The 20,025-nt window shown below is 69.5% G+C and carries 15 protein-coding genes and 2 pseudogenes; 6 read left to right on the forward strand and 11 right to left on the reverse strand.

Going from position 1 to position 20,025, the window contains the following annotated elements; genetic code table 11:
• The 3 genes and pseudogenes from CCN72_RS38965 to CCN72_RS12110 form a co-directional block, all read left to right on the forward strand.
• A partial coding sequence (locus CCN72_RS38965; RefSeq protein ID WP_158101344.1) for a hypothetical protein occupies positions 1–386 on the forward strand: 386 nt, incomplete at its 5' end.
• A 36-nt stretch (positions 387–422) separates the two neighbouring features.
• Positions 423–3,098 carry an aminopeptidase N gene (gene pepN, locus CCN72_RS12105; RefSeq protein ID WP_086807532.1) on the forward strand — a complete coding sequence of 892 codons (2,676 nt, stop codon included), beginning with the start codon at positions 423–425 and terminating at the stop codon, positions 3,096–3,098.
• A gap of 3 nt (positions 3,099–3,101) precedes the next feature.
• Positions 3,102–3,230: pseudogene (locus tag CCN72_RS12110) on the forward strand (DUF255 domain-containing protein); the annotation flags it as partial.
• Positions 3,231–3,267: 37 nt separating this feature from the next.
• On the opposite strand, the gene CCN72_RS12115 reads toward CCN72_RS12110, so the two are convergent.
• Positions 3,268–3,675, reverse strand: a complete 408-nt coding sequence (locus CCN72_RS12115; RefSeq protein ID WP_086807533.1) for a type II toxin-antitoxin system VapC family toxin — start codon at positions 3,673–3,675, stop codon at positions 3,268–3,270.
• Positions 3,672–3,944, reverse strand: coding sequence for a hypothetical protein (locus CCN72_RS12120; RefSeq protein ID WP_086807534.1), 273 nt, complete (start codon positions 3,942–3,944; stop codon positions 3,672–3,674). Before CCN72_RS12120 ends, CCN72_RS12115 begins: the two co-directional genes overlap by 4 nt.
• Before the next feature lie 231 nt (positions 3,945–4,175).
• Between CCN72_RS12120 and CCN72_RS12125 the strand changes: the two genes are divergently transcribed.
• Positions 4,176–5,867, forward strand: a complete 1,692-nt coding sequence (locus tag CCN72_RS12125) for a CBS domain-containing protein (protein ID WP_143664085.1) — start codon at positions 4,176–4,178, stop codon at positions 5,865–5,867.
• A 205-nt stretch (positions 5,868–6,072) separates the two neighbouring features.
• On the opposite strand, the gene CCN72_RS12130 is transcribed toward CCN72_RS12125, so the two are convergent.
• The 6 genes from CCN72_RS12130 to CCN72_RS39595 form a co-directional block, all read right to left on the reverse strand.
• Positions 6,073–6,822 (reverse strand): type I-E CRISPR-associated protein Cas6/Cse3/CasE, encoded by a 750-nt coding sequence (locus CCN72_RS12130; RefSeq protein WP_244174202.1) that lies wholly within the window; start codon positions 6,820–6,822, stop codon positions 6,073–6,075.
• Positions 6,819–7,718: a type I-E CRISPR-associated protein Cas5/CasD gene (cas5e, locus tag CCN72_RS12135; RefSeq protein ID WP_086807537.1), complete on the reverse strand. Its 900-nt coding sequence runs from the start codon at positions 7,716–7,718 to the stop codon at positions 6,819–6,821. The genes CCN72_RS12130 and cas5e overlap by 4 nt, the downstream gene beginning before the upstream one ends.
• Positions 7,715–9,067, reverse strand: coding sequence for a type I-E CRISPR-associated protein Cas7/Cse4/CasC (locus CCN72_RS12140; protein WP_086807538.1), 1,353 nt, complete (start codon positions 9,065–9,067; stop codon positions 7,715–7,717). Before CCN72_RS12140 ends, cas5e begins: the two co-directional genes overlap by 4 nt.
• Before the next feature lie 55 nt (positions 9,068–9,122).
• On the reverse strand, positions 9,123–9,677 hold the full coding sequence (gene casB, locus CCN72_RS12145; RefSeq protein ID WP_244174203.1) for a type I-E CRISPR-associated protein Cse2/CasB: 555 nt from the start codon (positions 9,675–9,677) through the stop codon (positions 9,123–9,125).
• Positions 9,670–11,301 carry a type I-E CRISPR-associated protein Cse1/CasA gene (locus CCN72_RS12150; protein WP_244174204.1) on the reverse strand — a complete coding sequence of 544 codons (1,632 nt, stop codon included), beginning with the start codon at positions 11,299–11,301 and terminating at the stop codon, positions 9,670–9,672. Before CCN72_RS12150 ends, casB begins: the two co-directional genes overlap by 8 nt.
• A gap of 821 nt (positions 11,302–12,122) precedes the next feature.
• Complete coding sequence (locus CCN72_RS39595; protein ID WP_167408673.1) at positions 12,123–12,299, reverse strand: hypothetical protein; 177 nt, start codon at positions 12,297–12,299, stop codon at positions 12,123–12,125.
• Positions 12,300–12,338: 39 nt separating this feature from the next.
• Between CCN72_RS39595 and CCN72_RS12155 the strand changes: the two genes are divergently transcribed.
• Positions 12,339–16,493 carry a helix-turn-helix domain-containing protein gene (locus CCN72_RS12155; RefSeq protein WP_143664086.1) on the forward strand — a complete coding sequence of 1,385 codons (4,155 nt, stop codon included), beginning with the start codon at positions 12,339–12,341 and terminating at the stop codon, positions 16,491–16,493.
• 89 nt (positions 16,494–16,582) lie between these two features.
• A pseudogene (locus tag CCN72_RS12165) lies at positions 16,583–18,632 on the forward strand (thioredoxin domain-containing protein).
• Between the two features lie 24 nt (positions 18,633–18,656).
• Here the strand turns inward: CCN72_RS12165 and CCN72_RS12170 are convergent.
• From CCN72_RS12170 to CCN72_RS40425, 3 genes are all read right to left on the reverse strand, one after another.
• Positions 18,657–19,004, reverse strand: coding sequence for a hypothetical protein (locus CCN72_RS12170; protein WP_086807543.1), 348 nt, complete (start codon positions 19,002–19,004; stop codon positions 18,657–18,659).
• 48 nt (positions 19,005–19,052) lie between these two features.
• The gene (locus CCN72_RS12175; RefSeq protein ID WP_086807544.1) at positions 19,053–19,796 is read right to left on the reverse strand and encodes a Mut7-C RNAse domain-containing protein; all 744 of its coding nucleotides are present in this window, start codon (positions 19,794–19,796) and stop codon (positions 19,053–19,055) included.
• Between the two features lie 33 nt (positions 19,797–19,829).
• The coding region (locus CCN72_RS40425) for an acyl-CoA-like ligand-binding transcription factor (protein ID WP_483027273.1) at positions 19,830–20,025 on the reverse strand (196 nt) is incomplete at its 5' end.

The following is a 20,025-nucleotide window of genomic DNA, read 5'->3' on the forward strand; positions in this document are numbered from 1 at the left end:
GCTGGGTGCGTCCCGCGATGGTGGTGCGCCCGCTGGGGCGCACCACCATCGCGGGACGCACCCAGCAGGTGGACGTCGTGGTGTGGCGTGCCGGAGACATCACCGCGCTGCTCGAACGCTCCCTCCCCTCCGTCGTCGCGGACTGGTACCGGCTCACCGAGGAGCCCAGGGCCCGGCTGGAGAACGCGGCCACTCTCGCCGGGCGCCGCGACCAGGCAGGCGGACCTTCCGCGCGCGTACGGGCCGCAGCCGAGCAGTACACCTTTCCCGACCGGCCGCACGGGACTCCGCGCGCAGCCCTCTGGAAGATCACCGAAGGCGTCCCCGACTGCCTCGGCGCATACCCGCTTCCCCTGTCCGACGAGCTCGAACGCCGCGTGAGGTGACGAGATCCCCTTGCCGGCGCGACAACAGGAGCACCTGTGCCCAGTGAGAACCTGACCCGTGACGAGGCCCGTGAGCGGGCGCGGCTGCTGGCCGTGGACGGCTACGACATCGCACTCGACCTGCGATCCGCGCTCCGGCCCGAGGCAGACACCTTCCGCTCCCTGACCACCGTCCGCTTCCGCTGCTCCGAGCCGGGTGCCGCCACCTTCGTGGACCTGCTCGCGCCCTCGGTGGAGTCGGTGACGCTCAACGGGCGCCCACTGGACCCGAGGACGGTGTTCGACGGCTCGCGCATCGCGCTCGACGGGCTGGCCGAGGCCAATGTGCTGGTCGTCGACGCGAACTGCGCCTACGGCCGGGCGGGCGAGGGGATGCACCGCTTCACCGACCCCGAGGACGGCGAGGTCTACCTCTACACCCAGCATGAACCCGCCGCCGCCCGCCGGGTCTTCGCCGCTTTCGAACAGCCTGATCTCAAGGCGCCCTTCACGTTCTCGGTGACCGCCCCCGCGAACTGGACGGTGCTGAGCAACGAGCGCGAGGCAGAGTCCGGGCCCGGGCCTGGCCTCGGCCTCGGCCCGATGACGGCGTCGGACGGCGAGACCCGGGAGTTCGCGCCGACGCGGCCGATCTCCACCTACCTGACCGCCGTGGTGGCCGGCCCGTATCACGTGGTGCGCGCCCCCTACACGCGCGAACTGCCCGACGGCACGGTGCTGGAGATTCCGCTGGCCGCGCTGTGCCGGGCCTCGCTGGCCCGGCACTTCGACGCGGACGACATCCTCACCGTCACCAAGCAGGGCTTCGACTTCTTCCACGACCACTTCGACTACCCGTACCCGTTCGGGAAGTACGACCAGGTGTTCGTGCCGGAGCACAACGCGGGGGCGATGGAGAATCCGGGATGTGTCACGCTCCGCGAGGAGTTCGTCTTCCGCTCGAAGGTCACCGAGGCCGCGTACGAGGGCCGGGCCAATGTGATCCTGCACGAGATGGCGCACATGTGGTTCGGCGACCTGGTCACCATGAAGTGGTGGGACGACCTGTGGCTGAAGGAGTCGTTCGCCGACTTCATGGGCACCTTCGCGCAGGTGGGAGCGACCCGTTTCACCGACGCCTGGGTCACCTTCGCCAACCACCGCAAGGCGTGGGCGTACCGCGCCGACCAGTTGCCCTCCACCCACCCGATCACCGCGGACATCCGCGACCTCCAGGACGCCAAGCTCAACTTCGACGGCATCACGTACGCCAAGGGCGCCGCCGTCCTCAAGCAACTGGTGGCGTACGTCGGCCAGGACGCGTTCCTGGCGGGCGCACGCCGCTACTTCACGGCACACGCCTACGGCAACGCCGGGCTCGCGGACCTGCTGTCGGCACTGGAGGAGGCCTCGGGCCGTGATCTGACCGAGTGGTCGCGGGCCTGGCTGCGGACCGCCGGGGTCAACTCGCTGACACCGCGGGTGAGCTGCGACGGCGAGAACCGCGTCACCGAGCTGGCGGTCCTCCAGGAGACCGCCGGGCCCCACCCGGAGCTGCGCCCGCACCGGGTGGCGGTCGGGCTGTACCGGCGGGCCGCGGGCGGTGCGCTGGAGCGCTACGCGCGGTCCGAGATCGATGTGACGGGCGCCCGTACGGTGGTCGCCGAGCTGGCCGGGGCCGAGCGGCCCGAACTGGTCATCGTCAACGACGACGACCTCACCTACTGCAAGACCCGCTTCGACCCCGACTCCCTCGCCACGCTGCTCAACCACCTGGGTGACATGGCCGACCCGCTGGCACGGACGTCGGCGTGGTCGGCGCTCTGGAACATGACACGGGACGGTCTCATGCCCGCCCGGGACTACATCGAGCTGGTGCTGCGCTTCGCCGGGCGGGAGTCCGGCAGCGCCGTACTCCAGTCGCTGTACCTGAACGCGGACACGGCGCTGCGGCACTACGCCGCGCCGGAATGGCGCGAGGAGGGCGGGCGGGCACTGGCCGAGGCCGCGCTGCGCGAGCTGCGGGCGGCCGAGCCCGGCAGCGGGCGGCAGCTTCTCTGGGCGCGGCTCTTCGCGGCGTCTGCCTCGTCGCCGGCCGATCTGCGCCTGCTGCGGGGCTTCCTGACGGGCACGGCCGAGATCGAAGGCCTCAAGGTGGACCAGGAACTGCGCTGGGCGTTCCTGAAGCCGCTCGCGGCCGGGGGCGCCGCCGACGAGAGTGACATCGCGGCCGAGCTGGCCCGCGACGACACCGCCTCCGGCAGGCGGCACCAGGCGCACTGTCTGGCGGCCCGCCCGTCGGCAGCCGCCAAGGCACGGGCGTGGGCGGCGGTCGTGGAGTCCGACACCCTGCCGAACGCGCTGGTCGCGGCGACCATCAGCGGCTTCGCGCAGTCGGGACAGCGGGAGCTGCTCGCCCCGTACACGGACCGGTACTTCGCGATGCTGGAGCGGATCTGGGCGACCCGCCCGATCAAGACCGGCATCGACATCGTCCGTGGGCTCTTCCCCGCCCTCCAGGACCACCAGGACACGCTCGACGCCACCGACACGTGGCTGGCGGCCCACGCCGACGCGGCGCCCGCGCTGCGCCGGCTCGTCCTGGAGGCCCGCGACGACCTGGCCCGGGCCCTGCGCGCCCAGTCCTGCGACAGGACCGCCGCCGGCCAGAAGGCCGCGGCGGAACGCCCACCGTGGCCTGTGGCCGATACGCCGACCGGTGCGAGATCATGAAACATGGCCAACCGACTTGCCGACGCCGCGTCACCGTACCTCCAGCAACACGCCGACAACCCGGTCGACTGGTGGCCGTGGGCATCGGAGGCTTTCGAGGAGGCGTGGCGGCGTAGTGTCCCGGTGCTGCTGGTGCCTGCGAACCCGCGAACCCAGTAGCTGGTGGTGCTCACACCTCTTTGATGATCACGCGCTTCCCGCAGAGCTTCGACCAGTCGTCACGGTCGGAGGTCAGAACGATCACGGGTGCCGGGACGCGGAGCGCGAGCGCGGCTACGAGGGCGTCGATCGCGTACTTGTGCCCGTGCAGCCCTCCTGCGTTCTGAAGCAGCTCCACCGCGGTCAGGGAGTCGTCCTGGCTGACCGGTTCCACTCGCAGCCGGGAGAGCACCCACTTCAAGCGCGCCAGATCGGTCTTCCCGTGCACGGCTTCGACGATGGTCAGCGCAGACACGACGACGGGGACTCCGACCTGCCGAGATGCCTCGATGCGAGCCGCCATCCCGCGGTCGTTGCGCAGAAGCAGGGAGAGCGCCTCGGAATCGAGCACCAGTGAGCGGGCCGGCAGCTCCTTCACGCAGCGCCCCGTTCGACGCCGCTGGCGTTCACGTCTCCGAACAGCTCGCGACGAGCGGCTTCGACCTCCTGCTCCGTGAGTGCGCCGTGCTCTTCCTCGTGGGCTGCGACGATCTCGGCGAGCCCGTCCATGGCGAGCTGATGCCGGACGGCCTCCGTGATGTAGCTGGACAGACCTCGGCGACCGGTTCGGGAGCGGAGCTCACTGACCAGTTCGGTGGGCATGGACACGGAGATGTTCTCGGTGGTCCCGGCTCGGGTTGGCTTCATGTTCAGAGTGTAGGACAAGCTCTATTACACCGCGAGGGCTGTTTCGCGAGCAGCAGGATCAATCCATCAGTGCTAGGAGCCGATCCCGGAATCGGATATCGACTCGCAGGTAGGCGCACGCGTGCGGCTGTTGCGGGCCGAGTGATGTCCCGCGTTTCATGATCGGGAACCCCGGGCTAGGCTTGACGTATCGCACTTCGATATTCAGTACGACAGGTTCGGGGGGACGACGTGGGTGCTGTACGGGCCTGGATGGTGCGTGCCGGAGCGGATGACGAGAGGGCGACTTTCTCCCTCTCCGAGGGCTTGACGATCGCCGGCTGGCCCGAGGTCGGTGACCTGTCGGGCTGTAAGACGCCGGGAGACCTCAAAGTCGAGCTTGCCAAGGCGTATCCCCGTGAAAACCCTCGCGTCCTCGGCAACTGGCGCGGACAACTGTGGCGTTTTCGAACCGTCATGTCGCCCGGGGACCTGATCGTCCTGCCGCTCAAGACGGGCGACATCGCCATCGGATGCCTCACGGGCGATTACCAGTTCCGCGCGGAGGCCGCTCCGGGACTTCGGCATGTACGTACTGTCACTTGGAAGCGCACTGATGTGCCGCGTTCGGAGCTTCGCGCCGACCTGCGTGCGACGCTTGGCTCCCTGCTCACGGTGAGCGAGTTGCGCCGCCTCGATGCCGTGAAGCGTCTCACTGCGCTTGCGGCGGGGGGCTCCGATCCAGGGAACCCTGACGCTCCGGCTGACCTGCGATTGCTGGAGGGTCCTACCGAGTTGGCCGACAAGGTGGCCGAAGCCCCGACGGGCGAGCCGGTCAGACTGGCCGTACGCGACCTGCTCAGCATCTGGGACTTTGTGAGCCGCTCGGGCAAGGCGATCGCCACCATTCGCCGGGATCTGGACGAGCTAGGTCTCGCGGTTGTCCCTCCCCTCACCGAGGTCCCGTCGATCGACCACATCGTCCGCGTCGTTCCCATCGGGTTGGCCCCGGAGGCTGAGCGGCAGTCGTCGGGTGAAGAGACCGCCGACCTGGAATTGGAGCCGGAAGAAGGAGATGGCTCCGCGGCGGATCTCCTGGTCGAAGAGGAGCTCGGCTCCTCGGATGCCAGCGATGTCAGCCCGATCCCTGTTGGAGCCGGAGAGGGCGAGAGCGGCGGTGATGACGAGGAGTCGGCTCGTCCTGCGCCTGTGCTGGTGACCGTGGGGAGGTTGCCCTCGGCGCGCAGTGAACTGAAGACCGTCAGGCTTACCGACCCGCTCAGCCGAGCTGTGGAACTTCTGTCCGAGAACGCGTATGACCAGCTCCCTGTCCTCGACGACGACGGTCACTTGCGCGGCTCCATCACCTGGCGGGAAATCGGTGCGACCAACCGCCCTGCCACTGCGCTGGTCGAAGATGCTGCTGTGTTGAAGGTTCGGTCAATACGTACCGACGAGCCCATGGTGGACTGCCTGGCGGACGTAGCCGACCATGGTTGCGTATTCGTACTCAATCCCGACGGCAGCCTCTCCGGGATTGTGACCGGCCACGACCTGGCCCACAGATTCGAGCAGGAACTGCGCCCGTACGCCCTTATCCAAGAGCTGGAACTGCGCCTGCGTCGAGCTCTCAAGAAGGCTCTGATGCAGGTGAAGGAGATTCATGGTGAATACGGACTCCCCGGCGATCCTGCAAAAATCGTCAAGCTCACCGAGCAGGGCATGAACTTTTCTGACTACATCACTTTGCTCAAGCGGAATGACGTTTGGCAGGCAACGGGTTGGCAGTTCCCGCAGCAGAGCTTCGCCGAACGCATGGACCGGGTTCGAAAGATCCGTAACGAGACCATGCACTTCCACACGAGTGACGATGACCGCGCCAGTGCGGTCAAGGAGATCCAGGTCGCTCTGCAGATGCTCAAAACTGTTCAGCCACAAGCCTGAGGGCACGGCAGGTTCGATGCTGCCGCACCCTGGCCTGCTGTTCCGGGACGTCCAGCCGACCGAGCGAGCGGCCGTCCGGCTCGTGCCGTTCTGTAGCGCGAGTAATCCGGTGGTGCTGATCCTGGGATCTCGGAAGCAGCGCCGTTCAGGGCGCAAAATGCGCCTGAATAGTATAAAGGTCTCCTTTTGCTGATTTTCAGGTGTTTTAGCGTACGAGAATCAGCCCGCAGCTGTACGCGCGTGCGTGGCCGATGCCCTGGGCGAGGGCCGCGACGAAGGCCGTGGGGTCGGTGACCGTGAGCGTGCCCTTGATCTCCGCACGAGCGATGCGCAGGCCCTTGTGCGGTGCTGGGCTCGAGGTGTTCGGGAGCATGCGTACGCCGATCTGATCGGTATCGGCGTACGCTCCGATGCGGGTGACGCCGTCCGGGGCGATCGCGGGTTCGCCGGGCGGTTGGAGGCGGCGCACGAACCACCCCTTCACGTGTTCGGGGCGTGTGTGGGGGACGCGGGTGCCGCGGGTCTTGGGCGGAGAGCCCGGTGGAGGGGGGACGTTGTGGACGGGATTGACAACCGTGCGGAAGGCGACCCTGTCGCCGAAGCGGAAGGTGCGATCGACAGTAAGGAGCTCCGGCTTCTCGGTCAGGGCCGCTCGGGGAATGCCGTTCCAATCGGCGGGGAGTGACGACTGGACCACCAAGTTGAGCCGCGCCTGCCGGAGGTCGACGGTCCAGGTTGACAGGATGCCCATCTGGGCGCGGGGGTCCGGGCTGCCGTCGTCCACCCAGCCGGGGAAGCCGCTCATGACGGTTCGGTGCATGTCCTGTGCGTCGATGAGCGATTTGCCGACGAAAGGATGTCGGGCGTCCAGGGTCAATAGGGTCTGCGCGGCGACGAATCTGGCGGCCCGGCCCGCGCCCGACGAAACATTCGACGCGGTGGTGTTCGTGTTCACAGGATGATGTCCCATCCACGGGCGTGTGCGGCGATGGTGATGCGGTGGCGGGTCTCCCAGCGGAGGCTGTGGGTCCCTCCGTCCGCCCCGAATAGCACGGGCTGGTCGGACAGGGGGCCGACGCCGGGGAGCGGCCGTCTGCTCTCGATCCAGCCCCACGGGCGTATGCGCTGCGCGGTTGCCGACGGCTCGGCTTCGGGACCGACGGCATCGGGAAGCAGGGAGTGTGTCTCGAAGACCTCCTTGAGCGAGCCCGGAGCGATACCGACGGCGAGGTCACCCGATGGCGGACAGGCTTTGCGGCCGAGCCAGAGCAGCCTTTTCGGGTACTCCAGGGCGTGGGCCACACGTTCCAGGAGGGCCCTTTCCTGGTGCTCCAGGCCGACGAGGAAGGCGGCGTCGGCGAGATACCAGCGCTCTGTGATCAGGCTGTGGCGGCGGACTTCTCCGGAGACGAGCACTCCTGACCTCGGGTCGGCGGCGACGTACTTCGGTGAGCCGTACCAGGCATGGAGCTCGGCGCGTCCGAACGGGCCGGGCTCCAGGGCGTCGTCCTGCGGTGGCGTCGGCGACGAGTCCGTGGTCGCCTTGGCGGCTCGCTGGTGGTCGGTGATCAGGTCCCGCGGACGCATCGGGTACTTTCCGCCGCCGACCGTGTGGTAGTCGCGAAGCGGCGTGCCAGGCCGGTCGGCCCGCACGCCGAAGCGCACCTCGGCGAGTTCCCCGAGAGGTTCTTCCCGGGGCAGTCCGAGGGCCGCGGCGCACAGGCCGATCACGCCCGACTTCGTCGGACGGCTGTGTGTGTCGCGACGGGCGAACCTGCCGGCGATGCCCCAGGACTGCAGGGGGCCGGCCAACCGGATGAGGAGGACGTGCGAGTCGTTCGTGCCGCTCATGGTGTGAGGTCCTCGGCCCGCTCCACCATGGACAGCGACTCCGGCAGTTCCAGCTCTCCCAGGAGCAGATCGATCTCGGGGTCGTAAGTGAGCAACCGCGTGGTGCGCAGATCGCCGCGACGGCGGCTGACGAAGGTGTGGTGGCGCAGCAGTCTGCGCACGGCGGCGGGTCCCGCCGGTCCTTCCCCACCGGCCGACAAGGGCCCCTCGTCGACCGGCCTCTGAAAGGCGGACGCGTAGTTGTAGGGACGTTCCCCTTCGAAGGCGAGGACGAGCGTCGGCAGCGATCCGGTGGACGCGGTGGAGTTTTTTTTCGCTTCCGGAAATGCCTCCACGAAGGAGTTCACGAACTCCTTCTCGGCCTTGGATGCCACCTGTTCGGCCTCGGCCTCGTCCATTCCGGCTACCCTCAGATTGACGCGAAGCTGCGTACGGTCGAGGACTGCGTGTCGATAAAAGGTGCCGGAGATCAGGGACTGGTACCCGGTCATACCCGCGCCGGCGTCGTCCGCGGCATCGAGGAAATCGAGAGCATTGCGTTTGCGATCTAGCTTCGCGTCATCGGCGGCCGCATAAAAGTCTTCGATTTGTTCCGCTTCGTGCACCGTGAAGGCATGTCCGGTCTGGACGGCGCCGTCGACATTGGGCGAGTCGGGGATCTCGGCGAGGAACCGACCATAGAGGGCGATGTCCACGGCGTCCCGAGGCGCGAGGGCCAGCAGAACGGCGTCGCGGGTGGCCTTGGGCAGCGGAGGCAGGGCGACGGCCCTGGCGGTTTCCGCGGGGGTCTCCTCCGCATTCGGTTCTGCCGCGTCCTTGCTCATCGCCCCGCGGCGCGTCTTCTTCGTCGCCTCGATACGAGCCTGGGCTTCGAGGTAGGCGTCGCGCCACTCCCCGACCTCCGCCGCCCGGTCGACGATGTGCAGCGCGATCTTCGCTCCGGCGTCGGACGGCGCGAAGATGAGCACCTTGGTCAGATTGGCCACGGTCTTCTTCTTCGGATCGCCGAATTTGAGACCGCTGGCTTCCATCACCGCGCGGGCCGTGACCAGCGCCCTGTCCCGGTCCCAGCCGTGGGCGGACTCGAGTTCACGTGCGGCCAGAAGGGCCCACTCCCGGGTACGTACGCCCATGCTTCGCCCCTTGAGCTCCCCCAAGCCGGCGTTGGCCCGGTTGCGGGCGTGGACCCGCTCGGCACGCCTGCGGGCCTGGCTCGTGATCATGTGGCGTTCCACGCCCCCGAAGACCAGGGACTTGGGCTGCCCGTTCTCGTCGCGTACTGGAAGGACAGCGGCCAGGGTCTCGATGAGGTGCAAGGAGAGGAACTGGCTCCGAGGTGGCTCGGTCACGAGGCGGTGTCCCTTCGAGTCGTCGGTGGAATCGCTGGTGGAGGAGTTACTCGCGTCATGGGTTCGTTCCCCGTTTCCCGGCTGTTCCCGGAGGGGTGTGGAAATGGACCGACCATTTGTAGGCGATGCGCGCCTTGCGGTCGTTCCACCGGATGAGGTCTTCGGTCAGGGTGGTCCAGGACGGTGGGTGCTGTTCGCAGGAGCGGAGCCGAGTGATTGCATGCTGGAGGTGCCGCCAGGGAACGCGTCGGCTCGCGACGACACGGTCCAGAAGCCGCTGGGCGCCGGGGTTGTCCGGCCCGCGCCCGGTCCCGTCCCCGATCCTGCGGGCCGCGGCGCCGAGACTGCCGTGGCCGTAGAAGGGTGTGGGGCGCCCCTGGTGGTAGATCGCGAACAGGAAGGCCACCCGCTCGAAGAGGTCGCGGTGGTCGTCGCCTCCGTACCAGCCCGCGCGGATGTGCGCGTTGGTGCGGACCCGGGACCGGCGGAGTTCGGCGAGCGTCCCGTACTCGCGGTTGCGGACGAGGGTGGTGAGCCAAGTGGTGAGTGCCGCGCTGTCGTGCGGGAAGCCGGGCGCCCCCGTACCGGCCGACGGAATCTGCTCAGTCAAGTGCTGTCTCCCCTCGGAGTTCGGCCGGGGCCCGGTCGCCGGACACGGCTTCCTCGAAAAGCCGCACGGCCCGGGACCGCGCTCGGTTGTAGCGGTCGCCGGGCGGCAGGGTGTCGAGGAGCTGGAGCAACCGGGTGCGAGCCGTGATCATCAACTTCAGCGCGTAGGCGACCAGGGGAGCGGACACCGGGTCGTCGTCCCCGAACCCCCGGTCGACCACCTCGTCCAGCAGTTCGAGGAAGGGGTCCTCGGCTGCGGGCCAGAAGTTGTACCGGGCATCGAGACGTGCCACCTGACCGGCCTCGTCCGCGGCCCTCATGGCGGGGAACGCGGTCTCCGCGGCCACGATCGCCGCGTTCTTGAGGGTTTGCGCCAGGTATTCGGCGATATCCGAGCCACGGCGGGACGCGCGGTAGAGGTGCGCGGCCATGCCCGGGGCATAGGGGTAGGCACCGTGGGTCCAGATGACGGGAAGCGTCTTGTTGGTCAGGAGGCCGACGGCCCAGAGATGGTACGGGGCGCTCTGCTGCGTTTCCGGGTCCGGCCCCTCCGGGTCCGGTCGCCGGTACGGGAGAAGAGACCGCAGCCGCGCGTACATCCCGCCCCGGCCGTCGTTGACGGCGCTGTACAGAGCATGGGCCTGTTGCCAGAGGGCTCGGCTGGGCGAGGGCCACAGGGGCTTGGACACGCCGTTCGTCGTCGTGCTGTACACGGCGTCCTGAAGATGATGCGTCGGGTCGAGATCCAGTACCTCACCGGCTCCGATCAGAACCCGGTCGACCATGAGCTGCCCGTGTGGACCGCGCGCTGGACGCAGCAGTACAGAACGCCCCAGGGTGCTGTGCAGGTCCGCGGAGCTCCGCGGTGCCCGGGGCTTCCGCTTCCCTTCGAACCTGCGCTGCTCAAGGACGGACGTGGTCCAGGAGGTGTTGAGCGACTGCCCCGGCCCGTCGGGCGGATAGAGGTTCAGGCGCAGCGTCTCGCCGAGCGTTCCCCCCAGGGCGACGACCCGGATCCTTCCCGTCAGACGGCCCGCCGCGAGATTGGTGACCCTCGCGCCGAGCTCGCCCCCGGACATGCGTGCCCGACCGTAAGGGCCGTAGACGTGCTGTGTGAGGGTGGCGCGGAACGCGTCCGCTGCCGGGAGAGGGTTGTCGCGTTCGAGATGATGGTGGTCGAAGTGCTGGTTGTAGTCACCGGAGTGCTCGATGATCAACTGAGCGGTTCCGGTGCCGCTCTTGCGGAGATCCTTCGACAAGTCGGAATTCTGGGTCAGAGGATGCGTGGGATGGAACAGGTCCCAGGAGTCCGCCGGTTGCTTCAACAGCCACTCGGCGGCCGGTGCGAGGGGCCTTTGGCCAAGGATCCAGGCATTCCAGTCCTCGTCGGAAGATGGACAGGTGCCGGAGGCGAAGCAGATGGCCAACAAGTACTCGATGACGGCGACGGTCTCGCCCGGTGAGGCGCAGTCGAGTGCGGCCAGGTCGTCGGCGCGGTTGAAGACCGCGCTCAGGGAGTGGTGCGCGGTCGCCCCGTCGAAGTCGACGGCGGGGATGCAGGGCTGCAAGCGCGGATCCCAGCTGGCGCGCTGCCCGGCGGGAATCGGCGATCGGGCCTCGGGCAAGTCCGTGCCACCTCCTTCTGTTCGATAGCCGGAAAGCCAACAGGTGGCGGCTCGGACGAGGGCTGTGTCCCCGCATCGAGCCGCACTCTGGGCCGGTCCGCGGGGACCAGAAGTGCGGGATGCCCCCGCCCACGCGGGGAAAAGGCCCATTCCAGGGCTCTGCAGGCTCCCGACGGGCCACCCCCGCGACGAGCGGGAAAACGCTTTACCAGCCTTGACGGTCCTCGCTGGTTCCAACACTCGATCACCCGGCCGAACGGTGTCTACGTAAAGGTCTAAACTCGGGAATTGCCGATGTCTCGGCGCCCTGGCAGTACCTCACCGGGAGACCGGTGAGATGCGAGCGGTTCCCGTCCCGTGCGCGCGGAACGGGAACTACTCACTGCTGGGGCCGGCCGTTCTCGACGCGCAGTTTGCGTCGAGAACGGTCATCTACCAGAGGTGGTCGACCACCTTGGCCATGACTGCGCTGACCACTCCGGCTACCGCAATGAGGAACAGCTCCTCCTTGCGGCGCCCCAGCCACTTGCGTGCTGCCTTTCCCATGCCACTCCTTCCGCGTCGGGGCCTGCAGCTCGGCGGTCGCAGAGCTGCAGGCAACGCCACGGCTTGAGCGGGTGGCAACACACAAAATTCTCCTGGTCAACTCACGCCCCTGATAGAAGATTTCAGGTCATCAAGGGTGGCGAAAGCAGTGCAAAAATACCTACTACAGTGCACTACAAGCACCCGAGTTCCAGCTCAAAGCCATGCGCTCGCTTCACTTGATCAGGGCCCGCCACAAGTACCAGTGCGCGCGGCATCGGATGCCTTCCCCGCGCTCAACGCGGTCGCCGACGCACAAGGATGCTGAGCGTCGTCCGCGCGTCCTTGCGGCGATCCTGTGCGGAGGCGAGGACGGAGACGAGGGCCACGGCGAGGAGGGCGACCCCATAGAGTAGGCCGGTGGTTCCGCTCAAGAGCAGGGTGTAGGGCAAGAGTTCGGTGAGCTGGGGCATGAGATGTCCTTCTGCCGGGAGCCGGTTTCGGCTGCTGAGGTGATCCAGAGTGTCGGCGGCGGCCTCGTGCCGGGAAGTTGCGCCGACCGTCGCAACACGGTTTCCGCAGGTCGAACGCCTGAAGTCGTACGGCGGCAGTCGAGTTTCCGCGCAGCGAACACGGACGGGAGCGGGCCGGTGAAGGGTTCAGCCAGACGCGCGAGGAACGAGCTGCACAGAATGCTGCAGGAGGTGTGGAACCCCGAGAGGCTCACTTATGGCGGCGTGGCTGAGGAGTTGGGCGTCTCTCGCTCGACGCTGCAAAGCTGGATCGAGGGGAAGACGGTCCCCTCGCCGGATCGATTGCGTGGCTTCTTGGCCGTAGTGGCCAGGTCGCGGAGCGGGCACAGCACTCCGACGTACTCGGACGCCGAGTGGGAAGCCACCTTGCGGGCGGCGAAGGACGAGGCAAGGAGTGCGCAGCGCGGGCAGATTTCAGTGAACCGGCGGCAGGCGGACCCCGGCCTTCGCTTCATCGGACTGCACGGTTCGGCCCCCGAGGTTTCCGCGGCCGAGGTCCGCTTGAGGGTGAACGAACATGCGGAAATGAAGGCGTTTGTCCAGGACTCCCACCCTGAAGCACCGTCCTACCTGTGCTGGCACGCCGACGGCCCCGTGGGCAAGACGACGCTGCTCGCCGGTTACGTCCGTCGGAAGCCCCCGATCGGTAGCGACATCCTGACCTTCTTCGTCTCCGCGGCCCACGGCACGGACACGCGAGCCGAGTTCGAGAACGAGATTGCCGGTCAGATCGACCGTTTTCTCGGCAGGGCCGGGAGCCCGATCCCCAGGGGCACCCGGGCGTGGAGCGCCCTCTTCGCCGAAGCCGCCGCGAAGAGCGCGAGGCACGGACGGAACCTTCTGCTCGTGGTCGACGGACTCGACGACGACGTGGCCTGGTCGGGCGGCGTGGCCGGGCCGGATCGGGCGGGCAAGGGCGGGGCTCCGAAGCCCAGGGCCCGCTCCGGTGGCGAACTCGAGGACTCGGACCGAGTCGTACGGAGATCCGCACGCGAGAGCATCGCCGCGCTTCTGCCCTCCCTCCCGCCGACCAACATGCGCGTCATCGTCTCTCTCCGCCGCTGCGCCCCCCTTCCCAGTGACGTTCCCGAGAAGCGGCATCCACTTCGCCAGAGTCGTCATCTGCGAACGCTCCTGCCCATCGCCGGGGTACTGAGGCTCCGACAGCCACCAGCCGACGCCACTGCGCTGGGCGAACCGGTCGCGGGACTGCTGGCCGTGGCGGAGGGTGGCCTGCGGATCACGGACCTGGCGGAGCTGACCAGGCTCTCCGCGGACCACCTCGACCGCCTGGTACAGGGCCCGGCGAGGCGCGCCCTCGTGACCGAGGACCCGGTACTCGGGACGTACGCCTTGGCGGACTCCCGCCTCGTACACGCGGTGCGCGAGGACTTGGGAGGGGCTGCGGTCCTGCGATACACCGAGGAACTGCTGCTCTGGTCGCGGATGTGGCGCGCGGCCGGCTGGCCGGACGATACTCCTCCGTACCCCTTGGCACATCAGCTCCGCCTGCTGACCGGTACCGCCGAACGCGCGTCGTACGTCCTCGACTTGCTCCGCCTGCGTCGGCTCGCCCGCACGGCCGGGCCGGACATCCCGCTCGCCCAGCTGGACGCCTTCGAGGAGGAGATCGGTGCGGCGGCGGACGTCACGTCCGGCGACCGTCTGGCGACACTCATCTCCCTCTACGGTGCGCGATCCTTGCTGCGCCGGGCGCACGACACGTACGTGCCCGACGGAGCCCCGGCTCTCTACGTCAGGCTCGGGGACACGAAGCGCGCACGCGGCCTGGCCCGCTCCGCGCCCACGGCCGTCGACAGGGCTGTACACCTGGCGGAAACGGCGGTGGAACTGGCTTACGAGGGGCAGCCCTCCGTGGGAAGGACCCACCTGAACGTCGACGCACTCGTGCGGGAGGCGGCGGAGGGGCTGGCCTGGGACCGTGCGCATCAGGGCTTTCCCGGTGCCTTCCGGGAACCCGAGCCGTACGTACGACTCCTCTGTGCCGCCGGGACGCTCGCCCGTCTGAGCGGTCCCGGCGCCGCCCGGCCCGTATTCCGCGCGGTGCTCCAGGACCCGGCGGCCGGGACGGCGGCGATCACCGAGGCAGCAGGGAAACTGGATGCCGTCATGACGCTGTATTCCCAGGCGGAGAGGCTCAGCGCAGGAGACCTGCGCGCCCGGACCGCGGCAGTGGAACTCTACGGAGCGTTGGCCCAGGTGACGCCCTACCTCGGCCCGTACGCCGGTGATCGCATCGAGGCCGTCTGCGAGGAACTCGGCGACACGGAAGGACTGGGAGCGGTCGACGTCCTGGCCACCGCGGCATCGGTGCTTGTCGCTCTGCCCGCGAAGCGACACCGCCGAGCCGCCGAGCAGTTGCGGAGGGCCCGAGCCCGGATGCATCGGGCGATCGAGGCGCTGAGGGACTCCGATTCCCGGTCCGGTGCCTTGTCCGAAGCCGATCGCGCCCACCTACGCCGCGAACTCGCCGGGACACTGGAGCGCCTGGCCGAGGCCACAGTGGCCATGAAGGCGACGGGCGACCATGACGGCGTCAGACGCCAGATGGAGGCAGTACCGGAAGACCAGCGCGTCGGGATTCTCGGGGACCCCCTGCTGGAACGGGCGCAATCGGTCCTTGACGCAGCTGAGAAGGAGAAGGCGCGACGGGTCGGCGAGGCAGCACAGGAGGCTGCCGAGAAGACCGAGACGGAGCGTAAGGCGAAGCGCAGGAAGGCTGACGCCGAGCGGGCAGCGCTGAACGAAGCGCGGATGGCCCGCGGCGCACAAGTCATCCGGGCCCCACAGCCCACCCAGACAGAACCCGGGGACACGCGGGCCTCCTCCCCGCCCCGCCGCCCCGACCCGCACCGGCGATCGACCGGCCTGCTGCGCCCCGGCGACGGCTCGTGCCCCGATCGTCCGGAGCAGCCTCTCCTCCCTCTGCTTCTGGAGGTGGACGACCATGTGGGTGCGGGCCGCCTCCTCCGCGGCCGGGAACTTCTGGAGGCGGCCCTGCGGAGCCGTCCTGCGGCACAGACCGCGAGTACCTCGTATCTCCCCGAGGACTGGACTGCGGAACTCTGCCGGGCCATGGGCGCGGCAGGCGCATCGGACGAGGCCGAAGCGCTCGTGCGGCACCTGCCCGGCGCACATGCCCGCGCACGGCACCTGGCGGCCCTCTCCCTCGGCTGTTCCCTCGCCGGACACGACAACCCGGGCACCCGCCACGCCCGGGCGGCGGCCCGGCTGCTGCCTGCCGGAGCCGCCCCCGATCTGGCCAACGCTGTGGCCCAGGCCCTCGCCCACGCGGGGGACGAGGCCGCGGCCACGGCGATGGCGACGGGAGACACCGCGCAACGGCTGCAGGCGCTGACAGCCGTCGCCGCCGGGCTTGTACGACACTGTCCGGAGGCGGCGGCACGTGTCGCCGAGCCGCTGGTGGAGGTCCTCGCACGGCGGATGGAGACGGGCAGCCCGCGCGTCCCTCTCCCCGAGCTGGCGGCGCTGCTCCTTGCCTTCCCCGATGTCCGAAACCCTGCCCCCCGGCTGAACGACACGCTCGGCCGGGCCGTGCTGCGCGTGGCCGCCCTCTCCATGGCGGCGCCGGAACGGTCGATGGCCGTCCTCGCCCTGCTGGAACGGCTCCGTTGCCTTCCGGACGAAGCCGTGAGCGCCGCCGAAAGTTCGGTCGGCAGATGGCGGCGCGCCCGTCAGCCGGGACTGCAGCCCCCTGCGGAACTGGCGCTCCTGGCAGCGGTGAACGGCGACACCACCGCCGTGTGGCAGCACGCCCACGCGGCGCGGACGCCGGACGACCGGGCGACGGCACTTGGTACCGCCGCCGCGCACTTGGCGGGCGTCCACGTGGCGCCGGCCGCGGACAGCTGCGCCCACGACCGGGTGATCCGGACCTGCCTGGCACTCGCCCGTGCCGCGGCCCACAGCAATCCCCCCGCCGAGGAGGCGGCCCGGGACATCGCACTGGAGCTCCTGCGATCCGACGCGTGGACTCGCACGATCCCGCTGCTTCCCTTCTTCGCGCCTGGGGCACTGAGGCACCTGAGTGCCATGGCGAGGGACATGAACCGTCCTACAGAAGGTTCCACCGGGGAAGGCCCGTCAGCGTGATGGGGCCCTGAGACTCGGTTCGGGTGCTGTGACGATCAGGTGCGCATGATGATCACGCGGCGCGATCCTCGTCGTGCAACGATGGAGCCATGAACCGACTGGCAAACTCCCAGTCGCCCTATCTCCTCCAGCACGCCTCCAATCCTGTGGACTGGTGGCCATGGGGAGAGGAGGCGATGCAAGAGGCCAAGCGGCGCGACGTTCCCATCCTTCTCTCGGTGGGCTATTCGTCGTGCCACTTAGCCTGATGAACACTGGTGCCACGTCATGGCCCACGAATCCTTCGAGGACCAGGACACCGCCGACTACCTCAACGCGCACTTCGTCAGCGTCAAGGTCGACCGGGAGGAGCGGCCGGACGTCGATGCCGTGTACATGGAGGCGGTGCAGGCGGCCACCGGGCAGGGCGGGTGGCCGATGACCGTGTTTCTGACGCCGGATGCCGAACCGTTCTACTTCGGCACCTACTTCCCGCCCGCGCCCCGGCACGGGATGCCGTCCTTCCGGCAGGTGCTGGAGGGGGTCCGGCAGGCGTGGAGCACCCGGCGGGACGAGGTCGGGGAGGTCGCCGGGAAGATCGTGCGGGATCTGGCGCAGCGGGAGATCAGCCACCAGGGGACCCGGCCGCCCGGCGAACAGGAACTCGCCCAGGCGCTGCTCGGGCTGACCCGTGAGTACGACGCGCAGCGCGGCGGATTCGGGGGCGCGCCCAAGTTCCCGCCGTCCATGGTGCTGGAGTTCCTGCTGCGCCACCACGCGCGCACCGGCGCCGAGGGCGCGCTCCAGATGGCCCAGGACACCTGTGAGCGGATGGCCCGCGGCGGGCTCTACGACCAGCTCGGCGGCGGGTTCGCCCGGTACTCCGTCGACCGCGACTGGATCGTGCCGCACTTCGAGAAGATGCTCTACGACAACGCCCTGCTGTGCCGTGTGTACGCGCACCTGTGGCGGGCCACCGGCTCCGAACTCGCCCGACGGGTCGCCCTGGAGACCGCCGACTTCATGGTCCGCGAACTGCGGACGAACGAAGGGGGATTCGCCTCCGCCCTGGACGCCGACAGTGACGACGGGAGCGGGCGGCACGTCGAGGGGGCGTACTACGTCTGGACGCCCGAGCAGCTGACCGGTGTACTCGGCGAGGCCGACGCCCAGCTCGCCGCGCAGTTCTTCGGCGTCACCGAGGAGGGCACCTTCGAGCACGGGCAGTCCGTTCTGCAACTCCCGCAGGACGAGGGCGTGTTCGACGCCGAGAAGATCGCCTCCGTCAAGGGCCGGCTGCTCGACGCCCGCGCGCTGCGGCCCGCGCCCGGCCGGGACGACAAGGTCGTCGCCGCCTGGAACGGGCTCGCGATCGCCGCGCTCGCCGAGACCGGCGCCTACTTCGACCGCCCGGACCTGATCGAGGCCGCCCTCGGCGCCGCCGACCTGCTCGTGCGGGTGCATCTCGACGAGCACGCCCGGCTCGCCCGCACCAGCAGGGACGGCCGGGCCGGTGCCAACTCCGGTGTGCTGGAGGACTACGCGGATGTCGCCGAGGGCTTCCTCGCGCTCGCCTCCGTGACCGGCGAGGGCGTCTGGCTGGACTTCGCCGGACTGCTCGTCGACCATGTGCTCGCCCGCTTCACCGACCCCGGGACCGGCGCGCTCTACGACACCGCCGCCGACGCCGAACAGCTCATCCGCCGCCCCCAGGACCCCACCGACAACGCCACCCCCTCCGGCTGGTCGGCCGCCGCGGGCGCACTGCTCGGCTATGCCGCGCAGACCGGCTCCGAGGCCCATCGGACCGCCGCCGAGCGGGCGTTGGGCGTCGTACAGGCTCTGGGCCCGCGGGTGCCCCGGTTCATCGGCTGGGGGCTCGCCGTCGCGGAGGCGCTGCTCGACGGGCCCCGGGAGATCGCGGTCGTCGGCCCGTCCCTCGCCGACCCGGCCACAACGGCCCTGCACCGTACGGCACTTCTGGGCACCGCCCCGGGTGCGGTCGTCGCCGTCGGCACCCCGGACAGCGAGGAGTTCCCGCTGCTCGCCGACCGTCCGCTGGTCTCCGGACAGGCGGCCGCCTACGTCTGCCGCGACTTCACCTGCGACGCCCCGACCACCGACCCGGACCGGCTCCGCACCGCCCTCGAAAGCCCCTGAGTCGAGGAGAGGGGCCGGGAGGCGTCACGCGCCGCTGAGGATCATCGCCCCCAGCGCGAGCTGCGCGCCCCACTGCACGCACACGGCCCAGGCCCGGGAGTACGTCCCCCGGCCCCTGGGCCAGGCCAGTGCCGTGACGCCCGCGGCGAGAGCCAGCCAGAAGGCGGCGTAGAGCGCCGAACCGGGGATGGTCGAGCACCCCTCGCCGTACATCAGGCACTGGGTGCCGCGGTCGCCGGAGAGGACGACCGCCCAGGACAGGACGACGGTCGGCAGCAGCAGGGCCAGTCCGGCGATCGCCCAGCCGCTGATGAGGCGGTCCTTCTGCCGCGGGGTGAGGGCCGCCACCGGATGCTCGGTCGTGGTGTTCATGCCCCCATCCCACCGCGCGCCCCCGGCCCGGGGGAGCGGCCCGGCTACTCAACCGCCCTGAGTACTGCCCTGGGTACGCATGCTCAACGCCCGCTCCACGACCGCCTCCAGCTGGTCGTGATGCGCGCCCTTCCAGTACGCGCGCCCGCAGGACGCGCACTGCGCGAAGACGTCGTACGACCGCTCGGTGCCGCCCTTGAGCTGGTCGGCGACCTCCTCCTTGGTGGCGGCGCGCAGCTGCCCGTTGCAGGCCGTGCAGCGGGTCCAGGGGCGCAGCTCGGGGGCGAATCGGCCGAGGACGTCCTGGAGTTGTTCCTCTGGCTGGGTGCTGTAGATGTACGCGCCGGCCCACAGCTCGCGGCGGCGCAGCAGCCCCCGGTCGCGGCTGAGCATGACCCGCCGCTCGGCCGCAGAGCGCGCGGCCAGCGCCGGGTCGCCGATGTCGGTGGACTCGTACGCCGCGTCGACGCCGAGCAGCCGCAGCCGGCGGGCCAGGGTGCCGAGGTGGACGTCGAGGAGGAAGCGCAGCGGGGCGCCGGGCACCCGCTGAGGGCGCGTCACCGCCCGGACCCGCACGCTCTCGCCCGCGCGCGGGATGTGCGAGACCGGCACCTCGCGGCCGTCCACGAGCAGCGCGCCGACCTCGGTCAGCGGCACGCCGAGGGACTCGATGACATGGCCGAGCGTCGAGACGCCGTCGGTGCCGAGCGCGGTGGCGCCCGCGCGCCGGGCCGACGGGACGAACAGATGCAGCTCGGGGGCGACTTCGACGCGGATCTCGGTGGCGTTCACCCCGTCAGCATGGCACGCCGCGAGCGCGCGGTCTCAGTGGTTTTCGGCGCCCGGCAGACCGTGCTCCAGGACGTCCAGACTGCGGTCGATCAGGTCCCGCAGATCCTCCTGGTGGCCGTGCTCGGCCCAGTACATGGTGGTCTCCATCAGGCCGCCGATCAGCGACATCGCGTAGACCCGCACCTCCAGGTCGCCGGGGTCGCGGCCGGTGCGCTCGGCGACGGCCCGG

Origin of the sequence: Streptomyces murinus (assembly GCF_002154555.1) — a bacterium.
GTDB classification, from domain to species: Bacteria; Actinomycetota; Actinomycetes; order Streptomycetales; family Streptomycetaceae; genus Streptomyces; species Streptomyces murinus.